This is a genomic window from Stenotrophomonas sp. 2619, from assembly GCF_040548725.1.
Lineage (GTDB): Bacteria > Pseudomonadota > Gammaproteobacteria > Xanthomonadales > Xanthomonadaceae > Stenotrophomonas > Stenotrophomonas maltophilia_AP.
The window spans coordinates 90595-107301 of record NZ_JBEPSF010000015.1; the positions used below are offsets into that span (position 1 = coordinate 90595).

Consider the following 16707-nt stretch of genomic DNA (forward strand, 5'->3'; position numbering starts at 1 on the left):
TACTAGGGGTCTTGCCCCATAGGTGTGACATGACGCGCGCGTTCAACTTCAGTGCCGGCCCTGCAACCCTGCCGGAATCGGTCCTGCGCAAGGCGCAGGAAGAGATGTTGGAATGGAACGGCGCTGGCGCCTCCATTGTCGAAATGAGCCACCGCGGTCCGGAGTTCATGGCCGTCGCGGCCAAGGCCGACGCCGACCTGCGCCGCCTGATCGGCATCCCCGACGACTACGCCGTGCTGTTCCTGGCCGGTGGCGCCACCACCCAGCAGGCCCTGCTGGCGCTCAACTTCGCCCAGCCCGGCCAGACCGTGGACTACGTGCTCACCGGGCACTGGGGCAAGACCGCGATCAAGCAGGTCACGCCCTACGTCAACGTCAATGTGGCCGCCAGCAGCGAAGCCAACGGCTTCCACGACATCCCCGCGCGTGACACCTGGCAGCTCTCGGCCGATGCCGCCTACGTGCACATCACCGCCAACGAGACCATCCACGGTGTCGAGTTCCGTGACACCCCCGACGTCGGCCAGGCACCGCTGTTCGCCGATTTCAGCTCCTCCATCGCCAGCGAACCGCTCGATGTCAGCAAGTACGGGCTGATCTACGCCGGCGCGCAGAAGAACCTGGGCCCGGTGGGCGTGTCGGTGGTGATCGTGCGCCGCGACCTGCTCGAACGCGCCGGCCAGCCGCGCGCGGACATCTTCAATTACCGCTCGCACGTGGCGCGCGATTCCATGCTCAACACCCCGCCCACCTGGAACTGGTACCTGGCCGGGCTGGTGTTCGAGTGGATGCTGGCCGAAGGCGGCGTCGAAGAATTCGCCCGCCGCAACGCCGCCAAGGCCGCGCTGGTGTATGGCGCCATCGATGCCTCCGGCGGGTTCTACCGCAACGAAGTGGTGCCCGCCGCCCGTTCCCGCATGAACATCCCGTTCTTCCTGCCCGACGACACCCTCAACGCGCGCTTTGTCAGCGAGTCCAAGGCCGCCGGCCTGCTCGCGCTGAAGGGCCATGCCGCCGTGGGCGGTATCCGGGCCTCGCTGTACAACGCCATGCCGGTGGAGGGCGCGCAGGCGCTGGTCGCTTTCATGGCCGATTTCCAGCAGCGCCACGGCTGACGTTTTCGTATTTCCCGGGGCGCGCGACGCCCCACTGCACCTGGAACCCAGATGGCCACCAAACCCGCCAAGCCCAAGGCCGCCACCAAGGCGCCGTCCAAGCCCAAGGCCACCGCACCTGCGAAGGCCGCCCCCGGCAAGGCTGCTGCCGTTGCCAGCACGCCCGCACCGGTGCTGTCGGACGTGCGCGCCAAGATCGACCACATCGACCGCAGCATCCAGGCGCTCATCGCCGAGCGCGCCAACTTCGCCCACCAGGTGGGCAAGGCCAAGGGCAAGCTTGCCGCCGCCGTGGATTACTACCGCCCCGAGCGCGAAGCGCAGGTGCTGCGCATGGTGGTGGACCGCAACGAAGGCCCGCTCAGCGATGAAGTGCTGGTGCATGTGTTCCGCGAAATCATGTCAGCCTGCCTGGCCCAGCAGGAGCCGCTGAAGATTGGCTACCTGGGCCCGGAAGGCACCTTCAGCCAGCAGGCCGTGCTCAAGCACTTCGGCCGCTCGGCGCTGGGCCTGCCGCTGGCTAGCATTGAAGAAGTGTTCCAGGAAGTAGAAGCGGGCAACGCCGATTTCGGCGTGGTGCCGGTGGAAAACTCGGGGCAGGGCACCATCCAGATCACCCTGGACATGTTCCTGACCTCCAACCTGAAAATCTGCGGCGAAGTGGAACTGCGCGTGCAGCAGTACCTGATGTCGCGCAGTGGTCGGCTGGACGATGTGGAACGCGTGTATGGCCACCCGCAGTCGTTCATGCAGACCTCGTCGTGGCTGCGCGCCAACCTGCCCAAGGCCGAGAAGATCCCGGTGTCGAGCAATGCCGAAGGCGCGCGCCGCGCCCGCAATGCCGACGACGCCGCCGCCATTGGCGGGGAGAGTGCAGGGCACGTGTACGGCCTGAAGAAGGTGGTGACCAAGCCCATCCAGAACGATGCCGACAACACCACCCGCTTCCTGGTGGTGGGCCGCAACATCTTCCCCACCTCCGGCCACGACCGCACTTCGGTGCTGGTGTTCATCCACGACAAGCCCGGCGCGCTGTTCGACGTGCTCAGTCCGTTCGCGCGCCACGGCATCAGCATGAACCGCATCGAGTCGCGGCCCTCGCACAACGCCAAGTGGGAGTACGGCTTCTTCATCGACCTGGCCGGCCACATCGAGGATGCCTCGATGCAGGCGGCGCTGGCCGAACTGGAAGCGCACTCTGCACAGATCAAGGTGCTGGGTTCCTACCCGGTCGCCGTGCCCTGATCGCCTCGGCGCAGCCCTGTGCTGCGCCTTCGGTGGCGTCGCCAGCCCGGCGCGCCGCCTTTCCCGCACACCGCTGCATCGCCGCCCGCGCGGCTGCCTGACAGGATCCTTCGATGACCGCTACGCCGTACTGGATTGCCCACAAGGGCCAGCCCCTGCAGGGCACCCTGACCATTCCCGGTGACAAATCCGTGTCGCACCGCTCGGTGATGTTCGCCGCGCTGGCCGACGGCGTGTCGCACATCGATGGCTTCCTGGAAGGCGAAGACACCCGCGCCACCGCCGCGATCTTTGCCCAGATGGGCGTGCGCATCGACACCCCGTCGCCGTCGCAGCGCGTGGTGCATGGCGTCGGCGTGGACGGCCTGAAGGCCCCCACCGCACCGCTGGACTGCGGCAACGCCGGCACCGGCATGCGCCTGCTGGCCGGCCTGCTGGCCGCGCAACCGTTCGACAGCGTGATGGTGGGCGACGAATCGCTCTCGCGCCGGCCGATGCGCCGCGTTACCGGCCCGCTGGCCTTGATGGGCGCGAAGATCGACACCGACAGCGACGGCACCCCGCCGCTGCACGTGCACGGCGGGCAGGCGTTGAAGGGCATCGATTTCGCCTCGCCGGTGGCCAGCGCGCAGGTCAAATCCGCGGTGCTGCTGGCCGGCCTGTATGCCGACGGCGAGACCGCGGTGAGCGAACCGCACCCCACCCGCGACTACAGCGAGCGCATGCTGCGCGCGTTCGGCGTGGACATCGAGTTCTCGCCCGGCAAGGCCCGCCTGCGTGGCGGCCAGCGCCTGCGCGCCACCGACATCGTGGTGCCGGCCGATTTCTCGTCCGCCGCATTTTTCCTGGTGGCCGCCAGCATCATTCCCGGCTCCGAACTGCGCCTGCGCGCGGTCGGCCTCAACCCGCGCCGCACCGGCCTGCTGGCCGCGCTGCGCCTGATGGGCGCGGACATCACCGAAGAAAACCATGCCGAGCAGGGCGGGGAAGCCGTGGCTGACCTGGTGGTGCGTTACGCCCCACTGCACGGTGCGGAGATTCCCGAAGCGCTGGTGCCGGACATGATCGACGAGTTCCCCGCACTGTTCGCGGCTGCCGCCGCAGCGCAGGGCAACACGGTGGTGCGCGGCGCGGCCGAACTGCGGGTCAAGGAATCCGATCGCCTGGCGGCCATGGCCACCGGCCTGCGCACGCTCGGCGTGCAGGTGGACGAAACCGACGACGGCGCCACCATCCACGGAGGCAGCACGCTGGGCAGCGGCACCATCGAAAGCCACGGCGACCACCGCATCGCCATGGCGTTCGCCATTGCCGGCCAGCTCAGCAGCGGCGAAGTGCGGGTGAACGACATCGCCAACGTCGCCACCTCGTTCCCGGATTTCGATGGGTTGTCCACCGGGGCGGGTTTCGGGCTGCGTACTGCCTGAAGGGTTGGGATGTGCGTGGTTGCCGGGCAGAGCCCGGCACTACGGAGGAGCCATTCCCGCGTGGGGTGAGGCCCGTAGAGCCGGGCTCTGCCCGGCTGCCATTCCTCGCGGAGTGCCACAAAAAAAGGGAGGCCATTGGCCTCCCTTTTCGTTCCCGCCTGAGCGAATTAGCGCTCCGTACGGAAATCCACCGGCACGCGCACCACGCTGGCTACGGCGCGACCATTGTTCATGGCCGGCTCGAACTGCCAGTTGCGCACGGTGGTCAGCACCGCGCGGTCCAGGTCGCGGTCACGCGAACCGGTGCGCTGCACGATGTTGGCATCGGTCACGTGACCACGCGGGTCCACGCTCAGGCTGGCCACCACGCTGCCCTGCACGCCACTGCGCAGCGCACTGGCCGGATAGGTCGGCTTGGCATTGCTGGCCAGCGGGCGCGCCTCGCGGTTACGCGCGGCGACGGCCGGCTTGCGCTGGTTGGTGGCCGGTGCAGCCTGGCGCGTCGCCGGGGCCGGTGCCGTGGTGGCAACCGGCGTTTCGGTGGCCGGCAACATGCGCTCGCCTACCGGTGCGGTGCTGGTTTCGTTGGGGTTGGCGTAGCGCAACCAGACCAGCGCAGCGGCGAACATCGCCACGATCAGCGCCATCCACAGCCACGGCGAAGTGCCGCGGCGGGCCGGTTCATCGGTCACGTCGCGCTGGTGCTGCGGCGAAGCGTGCATGTCATGGGCATGGGTAACACTCATGGCGAACTCCTGATGTCGTTTTGACACCCGCAGTCTTGCCCGTACCCGGTTGTGGATGTGTCAGCGCACCGTCAACGCGGTGACTGCATTGCCATCGAGGTTCAGCTTGATGAGCCGTTGCCGAATCAGCGTTGCGTGATGATTCGGCGGCCGCGCATTACTGCGGCTTGAAGTCGAACGGCACTTCGATGCTGCCCGGCACCGGCTGGCCATTGCTCTGCGCCGGCTGGAAGCGCCAACGGCGCACGGCATCGGATGCGGCCCGATCAAGATCGCGTGAACCACTGCGTTCGATGATGGTCACGTTGGAGGGGTAGCCGGTGGCATCCACATCCACGCGCACCACCACCGTGCCGGCATCGCCACGACGCAGCGCGGCAGGCGGATACGAAGGCGGCGGCGACTGGTCAGCGATCGGCTGCGGGCGGTCACCGGCAGCGGCGGCCACCGGGGCGGCCTCGGTGGTCGGAGCGGCGGCCGCGGGCGGCGGCGGGGGCGCGGTTTCCACCAGCTGCGGGGCGTCCTCGCCGGGCGGCAGGGGCTTGGCGTCGGGCATGTCGCTGGAGCCGGCCGCGGCGGGCAGGGGCTCGGGCAGCGGCTCGATGTCGGCCACCTGCTGCGGCGTTGCCGCCGGGCCGGCCTTGTAGAAGTCGTCGTTGCGGCTGCTCAGCCACACCACCAGGAACAGCAGCACGCCAACGCCGAAGGCGATGCCGGCGATCATCAGGCTGCGCCGGGGCAGGTGGAAGGTGATGTTCTTGCCAGACGAAGAGCGGGAAGCGGACATGAGCCATACCGTAGTGAACCCCCCGATTCTGCCACGCCCGCAATGACTGAGGGGTACATGGCGGCCCCCGGGCGGCAGAAATCCGCATAACAGGCGATAATCCCCCTCCAGTCCCAACCCCATCGCACACGCCATGCTTGATCCAGCCCTGCTTCGCCAACACCCCGCCGACCTTGCCGAACGCCTGCGCTCCTCGCGCGGTTTCGAGCTGGATGTGTCCGGGCTGGAGTCGCTGGAAGCAGACCGCAAGCGCATCCAGGTGCGCACCCAGGAACTGCAGAGCCTGCGCAACAGCCGCTCCAAGGCCATCGGCCAGGCCAAGGCCAAGGGCGAAGACGTCTCGGCGATCATGGCCGAAGTGGCCGCGTTCGCCGATGAACTGAAGGCCTCGGAAGTGGCCCTGGACGAACTGCGCGACAAGATCGAAGCCATCGCCCTGGGTATTCCCAACCTGCCCGGCGACGACGTGCCGGCCGGCGCGGACGAAACCGAGAACGTAGAGCAGAAGCGCTGGGGTACCCCGCGCAGCTTCGACTTCCCGGTGCTGGACCACGTGGAGCTGGGCGCCCGCAACCGCTGGCTGGACGCGGAAACTGCGGCCAAGCTGTCCGGCTCGCGCTTCACCGTGCTGCGCGGCCCGCTGGCCCGCCTGCACCGCGCGCTGGCCCAGTTCATGCTGGACCTGCACACCGACACCCACGGCTACCAGGAAACCAACGTGCCGGCGCTGGTCAATGCCGACTCGCTGCGCGGCACCAGCCAGCTGCCCAAGTTCGAGGACGACCTGTTCAAGACCGCCGTGGGCGAGTCCACCCGGTACCTGATCCCGACCTCGGAAGTGCCGCTCACCAACATCGTGCGCGACGAAATCATCGACGCCGACCAGCTGCCGCTGCGCATGACCGCCCACTCGCTGTGCTTCCGCGCCGAAGCCGGCAGCGGCGGCCGCGACGTGCGCGGCATGATCCGCCAGCACCAGTTCGAGAAGGTGGAACTGGTGGCCGCGTGCACCCCGGCGCAGAGCGAAGAAGAACACCAGCGCATGACCCGCTGCGCCGAAGTGGTGCTGGAAACGCTGGGCCTGCCGTACCGCAAGGTGCTGCTGTGCACCGGCGACATGGGCTTTGCCGCGGTGAAGACCTACGACCTGGAAGTGTGGCTGCCCTCGCAGGACACCTACCGTGAGATCTCCTCGTGCTCCAACTGCGGCGATTTCCAGGCGCGCCGCATGCAGGCCCGCTGGCGCAACCCGGACACCGGCAAGCCCGAGCTGCTGCACACCCTCAACGGCTCCGGCGTAGCCGTGGGCCGCGCGATGATCGCGGTGATGGAGAACTACCAGAACGCCGACGGCAGCATCACCGTGCCGGATGCGCTGAAGCCCTACATGGGCGGTCTGGACACCATCGCCTGATCCACGAAAAACCCGCCGAACGGCGGGTTTTTTGTGTGTGTCTCGCCTCGGCGGGGGGCGGGGGGTAGAGCCACCCCATGGGTGGCTGCGTGGGTGGCTGCGGCCCGGTCCGGGGATTACGTTCAGCCACCCATGGGGTGGCTCTACCGGGCAGGTTCCGGGGTTACGTTCAGCCACCCATGGGGTGGCTCTACCCCGCGCAGGTTCGGGGGGGCGTTCAGCCACCCATGGGGTGGCTCTTAGATGGCCTGCAACGCTCGCAACGGCACCCACCCTTCAACTCCCCCGCCCGCCGGCGTGCACCACGCCCAGCCGTTCAGTACGCGCCCACCCACCAGCACCTGGTCCGGGTCCACGTCCAGCTCGCGTGCGCAGTAGTCTTCCTGCGCAAACGCATCGCCCTGCGCATCCCGCCCGATCACCTGCGCCGGCACCCAGCCCGGTGCCTGGTCGGCGGCTTCGCACAGGTACCAGTCGTCCCAGCCTTCCGTGCCTTCATAACGCTCGCCCACCTGCAGCGCCTGGCCACGCGCCAGCGTAATGGGGTGGGGGAATTCACTCCGGTGCGGAGCAACGACCAGATAGCGCATGCGGGTCCGTCCTGAACTTGGTAGGCGACCAGCCTAATAAAGCGCTCACGCCCCGCCCAGCACTTACGTCGCAGTTGCGCCATCGAAAAAGAAGATGGCCCCAAAAAAGGGGCCATCAGGCGCAACACCGGCGGGGGAGGGAGAACCGGTGTTGCGCGCCACGCCGCCACGACGAGGAGGAACGGCGTGGTGTTACACCTTAGGCAGCCGCCAGCTCACGCGGCTGCGGCAGCGCGGCCAGCGCCTGGGCGATGGCGTCGGTGCGGTGCTGCGGCGAGTAGGCGATGCCCTCGGCGCGCACGAATTCCACATCGTCGATCCCGAAGAACGCGAACACCTGGCGCAGGTACGGGTCCTGGAAGTCGGTCGGGGCGCCGGTGTGCAGGCCGCCGCGGCTGCTGGCCACGATCACGCGCTTGCCGCCGGCCAGGCCCACCGGGCCGGTGTCGGTGTACTTGAAGGTCTTGCCGGCCACCGCCAGGCGGTCGATCCACGCCTTGAGGGTGGAGGCCACGCTGAAGTTGTACATTGGGGAGCCGATAACCACCACGTCGGCGGCCAGGAACTGCTCCAGCACCAGCGCCGCGTCGGCCACTTCCGCCGCGTCGGACTGGGCCAACGAGCTGCTGCGCAGGTGCGCAACGGGCTGGGCGTCCAGGTCGCGGTAGGTCACTTCCAGGCCCGGCACCTGGTCGCGCCACTGCTGGACCACGGCGGCGGAGAGCTGGCGGGAAACCGAGTTGTCGCCAAGGACGCTGGCATCGATGTGAAGAAGCTTCATGGCAATCACCTGTTATCTGGGGAGGGGCGGGCAAGGCGCCGCCGACGGAGAACAGGTTAGGTTGTTGCTTGGCTGGGATAAAGGTGGTTGAATACCACGTATTGTTCTATATCTGGAACTTCGGTATGCACGACCTAAACGATCTCTACTACTTCGCCATGGTGGTCGACCACGGCGGTTTTGCCGCGGCCGAACGCGCGCTGGGCATCCCCAAATCCCGCCTGAGCCGGCGCATCAGCCAGCTGGAAACCGACCTCGGCGTGCGCTTGTTGCAGCGCTCCACGCGCCGCTTCGCCGTCACCGACGTGGGCACCAGCGTGCACCGCCACGCCCAGACCATGCTCGCCGAGGCCCAGGCCGCGCGCGAAGTGGTGGACCGGCTCAGTGCCGAGCCCCGCGGCCTGGTACGCGCCAGCGTGCCGGTCTCGCTGGCGCAGATGCAGCTGCCCAAGCTGCTGCCCAAGTTCCTGGCCCAGTACCCCAAGGTCCGCCTGCAGCTGAACATCAGCAATCGCCGCGTGGACATCATCAACGAAGGCTACGACGTCGCCCTGCGCGTGCGTTCGCGGCTGGACGATGACGGCAGCCTGGTCATGCGCAGCTTCGGCCAGGTGCAGGAACTGCTGGTGGCCAGCCCGAAGTACCTCGACCGCGCCGGCCGCCCCAAGGACCCGGACGAACTGGCCAATCACGTCACCCTGAGCATCAGCGAAGACGAAGCCCGCCAGCGCTGGGAACTTCATGGCCCCGACGGCGCCGTGCGCCGGGTGGACCTGCAGCCGCGCGTGGCCGGGTTCGACTTCCCGCTGCTGCAGAGCATGGTCAAGGACGGTTTCGGCATCACCATGCTGCCCGAGACCGTCTGCGCCGACGCCGTGCGCAGCGGCGAGCTGGAAGTGGTGCTGCCGGAATGGTCGCTGCCGCAGGGCGTGTGCCACGCCGTGTTCGCCTCGCGCCGCGGCCTGCTGCCGGCCGTGCGTGTGTTCATCGACTTCCTGGCCGAACACCTGCCGCCGCAGCTGGAGGCCTCGCGCCTGGATTGCGGTGGCGCGTGCGAGCGGGCCAAGGAGAAGATCAAGGCCAGTGCGTTGGGTGCGTTGGCGGTGGATGCGGGCTGAGCCTGGCACCGGCCGGGTGGGCAAACCCCACGTGAAATGCGAGAATGCGACCCCCGGCCAGTGCCGGGGAGCCATGCCGGAAGGGGCGCTGCCCCGACCGGATGCCCGGGTTGCAATGACCCGGGCACGCGGGGCGCGAAGTGCGCTACCGATACGGAGAGATGGCCGAGCGGTTTAAGGCACCGGTCTTGAAAACCGGCGAAGGGTCAAACCTTCCGTGGGTTCGAATCCCACTCTCTCCGCCAAGATGTTCAGAAGAGTCCCTGGAAGCAAGGGTTCTTTTTGTTTTTCTGGGCGGTGCGGGACGGATGCCTTGAGCGGATGCTGTCAGTTGAGGGCTCGTGTCATTGGCCTGACTCCGGTTGTGCCGGATTCTGCTGTGCAAACCTGAGCGGTGGATCTCATTCGGTTCCGCACAGATTTGTTGCCGTTGGTGTCAGTTGACGCTTATGGGCGATGTCCTGGGTGCGGGCTTCGTGTAGTTTCCCAAAGGTGATTGCTGCCTCGACTGAAGATTGGAGGCCGCAGTCGAGGGTAGACGGGGGACAGACAGCAGCGCGATTGGATGGGAGAGGCGGGCGTGGTTGTATCGATATGGTCTCATGTGCATGTCGAAGCCTCCGCGTCTTCCACGAAATCTTGTTGCTAAGGAAGTTTGATTGGTACTTTCAGGGAAGAGGCAAGGTCATGAGGAAGATCCGACGGATAAGTCCGGCCACATTTTTTTCTAAAGCAGGTGTCAGTTGGCTAGTCTCTCGGCTGCTGATTACGCTTCTTTCCGTGGCTGGATGTGCGATTTCTCCTGCGGCTCTTGCATATACGTCTATGCAGCAGGCAATGGCTACATGCCAAGCAACATTGCCTGCGTACGCGGGACACAACTATATCTATAACCAGTTTGGGCAATTGACTACGGAGGCCGAGGCCAATCCCACCGACTTCTCGTACGATGCCAACGGCAACATCGCTTCCAGGGCCGATGCCCTTGGTCGCAGGAGTCGGCAGCAATACGATCCATTGAATCGCCTTGTGCTGTCCCTTCAGGACGTTGGCGGTCTGGATGTGGAAGCCCGTACGCATTACAACGCCATGGACCAGGCGGCCCGGGTAACTGATCCCAAGGGGCTGTCTACAACCTATTCCTACAACGGTTTTGGCGACCTGACTGGGCAAGTCAGTCCAGACAGCGGTGCGAGCCAGTACACGGTTGACTCCGGCGGCAACCGTCGCACGTTCACCGATGCTCGCGGTGTCACCGCGTCGTATCAGTACGACGCGATTGATCGTGTGACCGGTATTGTCTATCCGGACGCCAGTCTGAATATGAGCTACAGCTACGATCTGGTGCCGGCGTCCTGTGCTGCGAACGAGCGCTTCGCCAAGGGGCGGCTCGGACAGGTTCAACATGCCGGTGGCAGCACGTTGTACTGCTATGACCGCCTCGGTCAGGTGACCCGCAAAGTGCAGACGGTCAACGGCGTAACCCGGGCGGTACGATATATCTACAACCCGTCTGGCCAGTTGATGAAGCTGATGCAGCCGGACGGGAGCGTGGTCGATTACGTGCGCGATGGCTTCGGTAGCGTAAACCAGATCGGCCTGACCCGGTCAGGTCAGGCGAGACAGATCGTAGTCAAGGATGTGAAGTATGCCGCTTTCGCTCCGGCCACCGGCTGGACGTATGGCAACGGTCGACAGCTTGATCGTCCACTGGATCTCGATTACCGCCCGCGAGCGGTGAATGATCCGAACGCTGGAGGCCTTTCCCAGAGTTACGGCTACGATCCTCTTGGCTCCATCGTGTCGCTGAAGAATGACAGTGGTTCGGAGACTATGGGGCGGTATGCCTATGACGCTTTGGGGCGGCTGACCCAGACTCAGGACGGTGCCACCGGGACGCCCATCGAGACCTACGCGTATGACTCCACGGGCAACCGCACTTCGCTGACAACTGCTGGCGTCACATCGCTTTACACCTACCCGGCAACGAGTCATCGCTTGATGGCCGTCGACGATGACACGCGTGACCATGACGCTGCTGGCAATACCGTTAGCGCGAGAGGCAAATCATTCACCTACAACGATGCGAACCGATTGGTTGCTTTGACGCAGGATGGAAGTGTGGTCGAACGCTATGGCTACAACCATCGCGGAGAACGCATTCTTCGCGCTCCATCGAACAGTGATGCGCGGATTACGCTGTATGACGAAGCTGGGCGGTGGCTAGGGGATCATCTGGCATCGGGCCCGTCGCAGCAGGCGATCTGGCTGGATGACTATCCGGTGGCTTTGGTCAGTGCTTCGGGTGCTGGTACTCAGGAGCTGCTCTACATCCAACCTGATCATCTCGGAACCCCTCGCGTTGTGATCGATCCCGCTCGCAACGTGACCATATGGGAATGGAGTAGCAAGAGCGAAGTGTTCGGCAATCAGGCGCCGAACACGGATCCCGACGGTGACGGCGTGGCCTTTGACCTGCCGCTTCGCTTCCCGGGGCAGCAGGCGACGGATGCAACTGGGGCGTTCTACAACTATCGGCGGGAATACGATCCATTCGCGGGCCGATACACGCAAAGTGATCCGATTGGTCTGGGGGGGGGGCATCAGTACATATGGCTATGCTGATGGGAATCCTCTTTCTCTGACTGATCCTTTCGGCCTGCAGGCGAGGCCGGGTGGAGGAAATGCGGCGCAGAGGCGAACGGCATTGCGGGCACATCTGAACGCATTGCAGTCAAATTCGCATACATCTCCAATTTATTCTCGCGGACTCTCTCCGGAGGAGGTCGCCTCCATCGAAAATGCCGCGAGTCTTACGAATGAGTTCGATTACACACAATACTGCTCGATTGAGATATGCAGGAAATCCCCCGACGAATGCACATCGGGTGACGTCATGAAGGGTGGGTTTCCAAGCGATCCCACAGTGGCTCAGGTCAATGCTCGCGGTTGCAGATGTGCGAGAGCCTACTACAGGAACTCACCAGAGCCCTATCCCCCGAAACCTCCGAAGGGTTGGGACAATTGGGCGCGAGCACTCATTGATGCTCTCATTCATCGTGGATCTAGAAGGTAATTATGCTCATCAGAATATTCGGAGTTCTGGTCGGTCTTTTGATCATCCTTTATGGCTTGGCCGTGATGGACGGAGCGCAGATTGGGCCTGGTCCTTGCAGGCCTCACTGTGGATTGTATAGGGCAGTTATCGACTTCATCGGGCAATCGAACTACAACTTGATAAGCGGAGTGGCCGGAATCGTTGGTGGGCTGATCTTCATTTATACGTCCGTCTTCATCCTCGGAAGAGACAGGTCAAAGAGAAAAAAGAAGCGTCCGAGAAAGAGGCGGTAAGATGGCGGGGTATCACTCGAACCCGCGGCCCTGCTTCGACCGCGTCACCTCGTCGGATCAACTCATCCAGATCCACAGTCGATGCGGCAAGTGCATCCTGCGTATCGAAGTCCCACTTGTCCTTGCACTCCCATGCAAGCAGATCGCAGACCGCCGTGGCACGAGGGTAAGCATAGTCCTTTACCTCGTTCCGCTTCAGCGCATCGCGATGGATCTTGCACAGCACGAGCTGTTGCGCATCCTCCGCGCACCCGTGCTCCCAGCTGATGTCAGGCCCGAAAGCGCGGCGGCAAACGCGAATGCATTCATTGGCATATTGGGTGTCCAGGTCGCGACTGAAGCGCGAGCGTATGCACGCGGCAGGGGCGTGAGGTCATCGCCACCCGCAGCGCTTCGCCGCGTTCACCATTCTTTGCAGTATGTAGGGGCATCAACTGCAACCGCGTGAGGTCCGAGCAACCCCTTCACGAATTCACATCCATAACAAGCGCCCGCGCACCCTGCCCGGAATGATATGGTCATAAGAACCGGCGAAGGCTTAAACCATCCGTGGGTTCGAATCCCACTCTCTCCGCCAATCATGTATAACTCATTGATTCTAAATGTGAATTTTTGATGTGTCCTGATTGGCAGGCGGAAAGCATGCAGAGGCGACAATCGCATGCGCATCCCTCACCATTTGAGTCGGTCCGAGACCGGTCGCTGGTCGTTCGTCCAGCGCGTTCCCGTCGACCTTCAAGCCGTGCTCGACTGCCGGCTGATCAAACGAACTCTTCGAACGAAAGACCTGGCTCAGGCCCACGTGCGTGCGGTCGTGCTGGGTGCAGGCTATGCTCGGCTCTTCGCACAGTTGAAGGATCAACGCGTGGCCAAGCTCAGCAAAACGGATGCTGACCTCCTGATTGACCGTTTGACGAGCGCTGAGAACCTTCGAGAGCTCACGTTGAACCGGACCCGGGCAACGGACGGGACGGTCACGGAGCAGTGGCAGATCGACAGCCCGAAGGACTTGAAGCTCTACCGGCAGCTCATGGAGTTGGAAGCGATGGCGGCAACGCTCCAGCAGCCTGAAGCTGCCCACCGGGGGCCGACCCGCGAGATCTGGCCACAGGCGACCCGCGCGCCCGCAACACCGCCGGCCCAGGCGATTGAGACGATCACGCTGGGAAAGGCGCGCGATGCCTTCTTGGCGACGCTCAAGCCCTCAACTCTGCCCAAGACCTACACGATCAAGAAGACCGCGATCGAGGCATTGGTGGCGTTCTTGGGGGCAAAGGCCAAGGTCCACACCATCACGCGCTCGGACTTGGCCCGCTGGTATCAGGACATGCGGGAAAAGGGGGCTTCCACGCCAACGCTGACGAACAAGCAGTCCTACATTGGCGGCAAGGGCGGGTTCTTCGAGTGGGCTATGGCCTCTGGTCACTACCCACGGGGCGACAATCCAGCGTCCGGCCATGTGAGTTACTCGCAGCGCGAGAAGCGCGCCCGGAAGAAGCTGGGTTTCAAAGCCTACGATAGGGCGCAGATTCAAGCCCTGTTCGCGCCCGAGGTGCTTGCGAAGATGTCCGAATCGGCCCGGTGGGCTTCACTCATTGGGCTCTACACCGGTGCCAGGGCATCCGAAGTCGGCCAGCTCCTCATCAAAGACGTGTTCGAAGAGGATGGCATCCCGTGCATCCGCATTTCGGACGAGGGCGAGCATCAGAAGGTAAAGACGGAAGTGAGCCTTCGCACCGTGCCGCTCCATCCCGAGCTCCTCGAAATGGGCTTCCTGACATGGGTGGACGGCAAGCGCAAGGCCGGTGAAACGAGGCTGTTCCCGTCTGCTAAAGCGACTGCGGTGAACGGGCAGGGCAACTGGATTACGAAGGCATTCAGTCGGCACCTAGCTGAAGTGGGTAGGGGTTGGGAACCGGCGAAAAGGGGCTTTCATTCGCTCAGGAAGACCTTTATCCAAGAGCTGCAGGGGGCCGGCGTCGTGTCAGAACTGCGCGCGCAGATCGTTGGTCATGAATTGGATGATGAGCATCACTCAACATATAGCCGGGATTTCACGGCGGTGGAGAAGCTCAGCGGAATCGGTGTGCATTCGCCAGGCTTAACTTCCCTTGTTTGGGACTTGCGATGACACTGCCTGCACAATGGTGAAGCATCGGCAACGCCTGATGGTGTCTCTATCGTCGCTGGCCGAAAGCAGGCACATGGCCGTCAACCCACTGACGTATACGGGCGATTTCCATGCCGAACGCGGATGTGCCCGGTGGCTTGGAATCTTCGTTAGATGATTTAGTTGTAAAATATATTTGGGGGGGGTATGAAAAGCTTTGAATTCCGCAAATCAGTGTTGTTTCCATTCTTGGTTAGGGCATTTTTTTCAACCATTCTCTGGTTCGTTGTCTCATACATGGTCTCAGAGTTGATGCCGGTGATGGGGGTTGGGCTCGTAGACTCAAATGGAAGCAAGCTGCCCGTTAGATTTTGGGAGTTCGTCGATAAAAAGCTCTGGATCCTTGTTATTTCCGGAGCCTGCCTTGCGGGGCTTGTCTTTAGCCTTGTTGGCGATTTTCTCGGCGGGAGCAATAGCGTATTCTTCAGAAAGGGGATTTCTTGCTTGAAAGAGGACTCTATATCTCTCCTTATTACATTTGCTGCAATATTCTTAGTGATCTTTTTTCGCCAGCTGATGGTTGGGAAGTTTGATTTAATTGCGGTGCTTGGTTCTATTTGTAATTACCTTCTGGCACTGATGGTTTTCAATTCAAAGATAAAGCATGACGTGGATCAAAATAGCTAAATAGAACCCAAGGATGGCGTAAGCCGCACCTAATGCAGCTAAGTCAGAGAGAATTTTCATCAATTTCTTTAAGGTGATTTGCATCGTAATGGGGGATTTTTTAATCCTTATATCTTCATGATGTGTTTTGTCAAGTCGTTGGAAGGGCGCGGTGTCTCGGGCTGCGCCGGCGATGAGTAGCCCGCAAGTGGGGAAGTCCAGTGAGGAACTCACACTTGCTGGATGGAATTCGCCTGCCGTAATCAAGTCAGCGCCTCCCCGGGCGGCTGATATGACGGTGGAAGGGGCCGGTCGGCTGCTCTAAGAGAAGCTTCGAAGCGCCGTCCAAAAGCAGGATGGGAACACCACCTTCGAGTGGGCGCGGTCATATAGTCGTGCCACATGCTGGCAACCGGAGAGCACAGCCACCTTCCGGCTTGCGCGTCGGGCCATGGGCGGCCCGACGACGAACCCGAAAGGTCCAAGGAAGAGCAAGGCTCCCCAATACCACCAGAAGAACCGGTCGCGTGGGATCATCAGCTTCCGAGCTGCGGGGTGCGGATGGGTCTCCTTGGTTCCTGTCGGCCAAAGCGGCGCGCGGACCCATAGCTCGATGCCTACCAGCGAGTAATGCAGGGGCATCTATGTACAGTTTGGGCGGGCCGACGATAGCCTTCGTCTTTCGGCTAGGGACCCTCCCATGAGCATCCTCAATGTGTTGCTACGCGCTGACCAGTTGCTCATCGCGGTCGACACGTGGGCCGAGGACGCGATGACCCGGACGCCGTCGTCGGGCGCCAAGCTCTTGTTGATCCCCCAGCACAACCTAGTGCTGGCCAGCCGCGGCTCCGCTCAGTTCTTTCTGAAGATTTACGAGCTTTGCCTACAGGCGAGCTTCCGCGCGGATTTCACCATGGAGCAGCTGATGGCCGAGCTCGGACTGGTCATGGACCACCTTTGGCCGAAATACGTCCAGGCGGCTGCGGAGGCGGGCATGACGCGGGACATCCTACACAGCGAGCTTGTTCTGGGCGGCTGGTCACCGAAGAGCGGCCGGATGATGGCCACGGCCTATGCCAAGGATGCGGGCGGCGGTCCGACACGAGTGCAGCCATTGGAAGGCGGCGTAGCGTCACCGGGAGAACCGTTGCGTGGGCGTTCGGACAGCTTCGAATTTGATGACGTCCTGGAGGCAGGCCGGCTGCAGGCGGCCTACGTCAACGAAAGCGTGGGTCGGACCGTTGCTGGGGGCAGGCTGCTGGTCGCTGATCTGCGAAAGGGGCAAGCGACCATCACCGATTTGGCGGAGCTGTAGTGCTGCCTTCAAGCCTCGATGGGGCGACAGCCTCATCGGTCG

Annotated in this window: 12 protein-coding genes, 1 tRNA gene and 1 pseudogene; 10 read left to right on the plus strand and 4 right to left on the minus strand. The window is 63.4% G+C overall.

Annotation, left to right across the window (positions count from 1 at the left end; all coding sequences use genetic code 11):
* The first annotated feature begins 29 nt into the window (after nt 1-29).
* From serC to aroA, 3 genes are all read left to right on the plus strand, one after another.
* Complete coding sequence (gene serC, locus ABIA71_RS15425; protein WP_038687731.1) at nt 30-1115, plus strand: 3-phosphoserine/phosphohydroxythreonine transaminase; 1086 nt, start codon at nt 30-32, stop codon at nt 1113-1115.
* Nucleotides 1116-1166: 51 nt separating this feature from the next.
* Nucleotides 1167-2360: a prephenate dehydratase gene (pheA, locus tag ABIA71_RS15430; protein WP_354286352.1), complete on the plus strand. Its 1194-nt coding sequence runs from the start codon at nt 1167-1169 to the stop codon at nt 2358-2360.
* Nucleotides 2361-2473: 113 nt separating this feature from the next.
* Nucleotides 2474-3787, plus strand: coding sequence for a 3-phosphoshikimate 1-carboxyvinyltransferase (aroA, locus tag ABIA71_RS15435; RefSeq protein ID WP_354286354.1), 1314 nt, complete (start codon nt 2474-2476; stop codon nt 3785-3787).
* A 167-nt stretch (nt 3788-3954) separates the two neighbouring features.
* Here aroA and ABIA71_RS15440 read toward each other — a convergent pair whose 3' ends face one another.
* Both ABIA71_RS15440 and ABIA71_RS15445 read right to left on the minus strand, forming a co-directional pair.
* Nucleotides 3955-4533: an energy transducer TonB gene (locus ABIA71_RS15440; RefSeq protein ID WP_354286356.1), complete on the minus strand. Its 579-nt coding sequence runs from the start codon at nt 4531-4533 to the stop codon at nt 3955-3957.
* Nucleotides 4534-4690: 157 nt separating this feature from the next.
* Nucleotides 4691-5320: an energy transducer TonB gene (locus tag ABIA71_RS15445; RefSeq protein ID WP_354286358.1), complete on the minus strand. Its 630-nt coding sequence runs from the start codon at nt 5318-5320 to the stop codon at nt 4691-4693.
* A 133-nt stretch (nt 5321-5453) separates the two neighbouring features.
* Between ABIA71_RS15445 and serS the strand changes: the two genes are divergently transcribed.
* Entirely contained in the window at nt 5454-6734 is a 1281-nt protein-coding gene (serS, locus tag ABIA71_RS15450; protein WP_354286360.1) for a serine--tRNA ligase, read from the plus strand.
* Between the two features lie 239 nt (nt 6735-6973).
* Here serS and ABIA71_RS15455 read toward each other — a convergent pair whose 3' ends face one another.
* A complete protein-coding gene (locus ABIA71_RS15455; RefSeq protein WP_354286362.1) occupies nt 6974-7324 on the minus strand; it encodes an SH3 domain-containing protein in 351 nt (116 codons plus the stop codon).
* Between the two features lie 199 nt (nt 7325-7523).
* On the minus strand, nt 7524-8105 hold the full coding sequence (locus tag ABIA71_RS15460) for an FMN-dependent NADH-azoreductase (RefSeq protein ID WP_354286364.1): 582 nt from the start codon (nt 8103-8105) through the stop codon (nt 7524-7526).
* 125 nt (nt 8106-8230) lie between these two features.
* On the opposite strand from ABIA71_RS15460, the gene ABIA71_RS15465 reads away from it, so the two are divergent.
* The 6 genes and pseudogenes from ABIA71_RS15465 to ABIA71_RS15490 all read left to right on the plus strand — a co-directional run bounded on the left by ABIA71_RS15465 (nt 8231) and on the right by ABIA71_RS15490 (nt 16665).
* Nucleotides 8231-9223 carry a LysR substrate-binding domain-containing protein gene (locus tag ABIA71_RS15465; protein WP_354286366.1) on the plus strand — a complete coding sequence of 331 codons (993 nt, stop codon included), beginning with the start codon at nt 8231-8233 and terminating at the stop codon, nt 9221-9223.
* A 155-nt stretch (nt 9224-9378) separates the two neighbouring features.
* Nucleotides 9379-9468: transfer RNA gene (locus ABIA71_RS15470), tRNA-Ser, on the plus strand.
* Between the two features lie 643 nt (nt 9469-10111).
* Nucleotides 10112-12299 (plus strand): annotated as a pseudogene (locus tag ABIA71_RS15475) (RHS repeat-associated core domain-containing protein); the annotation flags it as partial.
* 936 nt (nt 12300-13235) lie between these two features.
* Nucleotides 13236-14705, plus strand: coding sequence for a DUF6538 domain-containing protein (locus ABIA71_RS15480; RefSeq protein WP_354286368.1), 1470 nt, complete (start codon nt 13236-13238; stop codon nt 14703-14705).
* A gap of 186 nt (nt 14706-14891) precedes the next feature.
* Nucleotides 14892-15371 (plus strand): hypothetical protein, encoded by a 480-nt coding sequence (locus ABIA71_RS15485; protein WP_088434128.1) that lies wholly within the window; start codon nt 14892-14894, stop codon nt 15369-15371.
* A 679-nt stretch (nt 15372-16050) separates the two neighbouring features.
* Nucleotides 16051-16665 carry a hypothetical protein gene (locus ABIA71_RS15490; RefSeq protein WP_136005453.1) on the plus strand — a complete coding sequence of 205 codons (615 nt, stop codon included), beginning with the start codon at nt 16051-16053 and terminating at the stop codon, nt 16663-16665.
* Nucleotides 16666-16707: the final 42 nt, after the last annotated feature.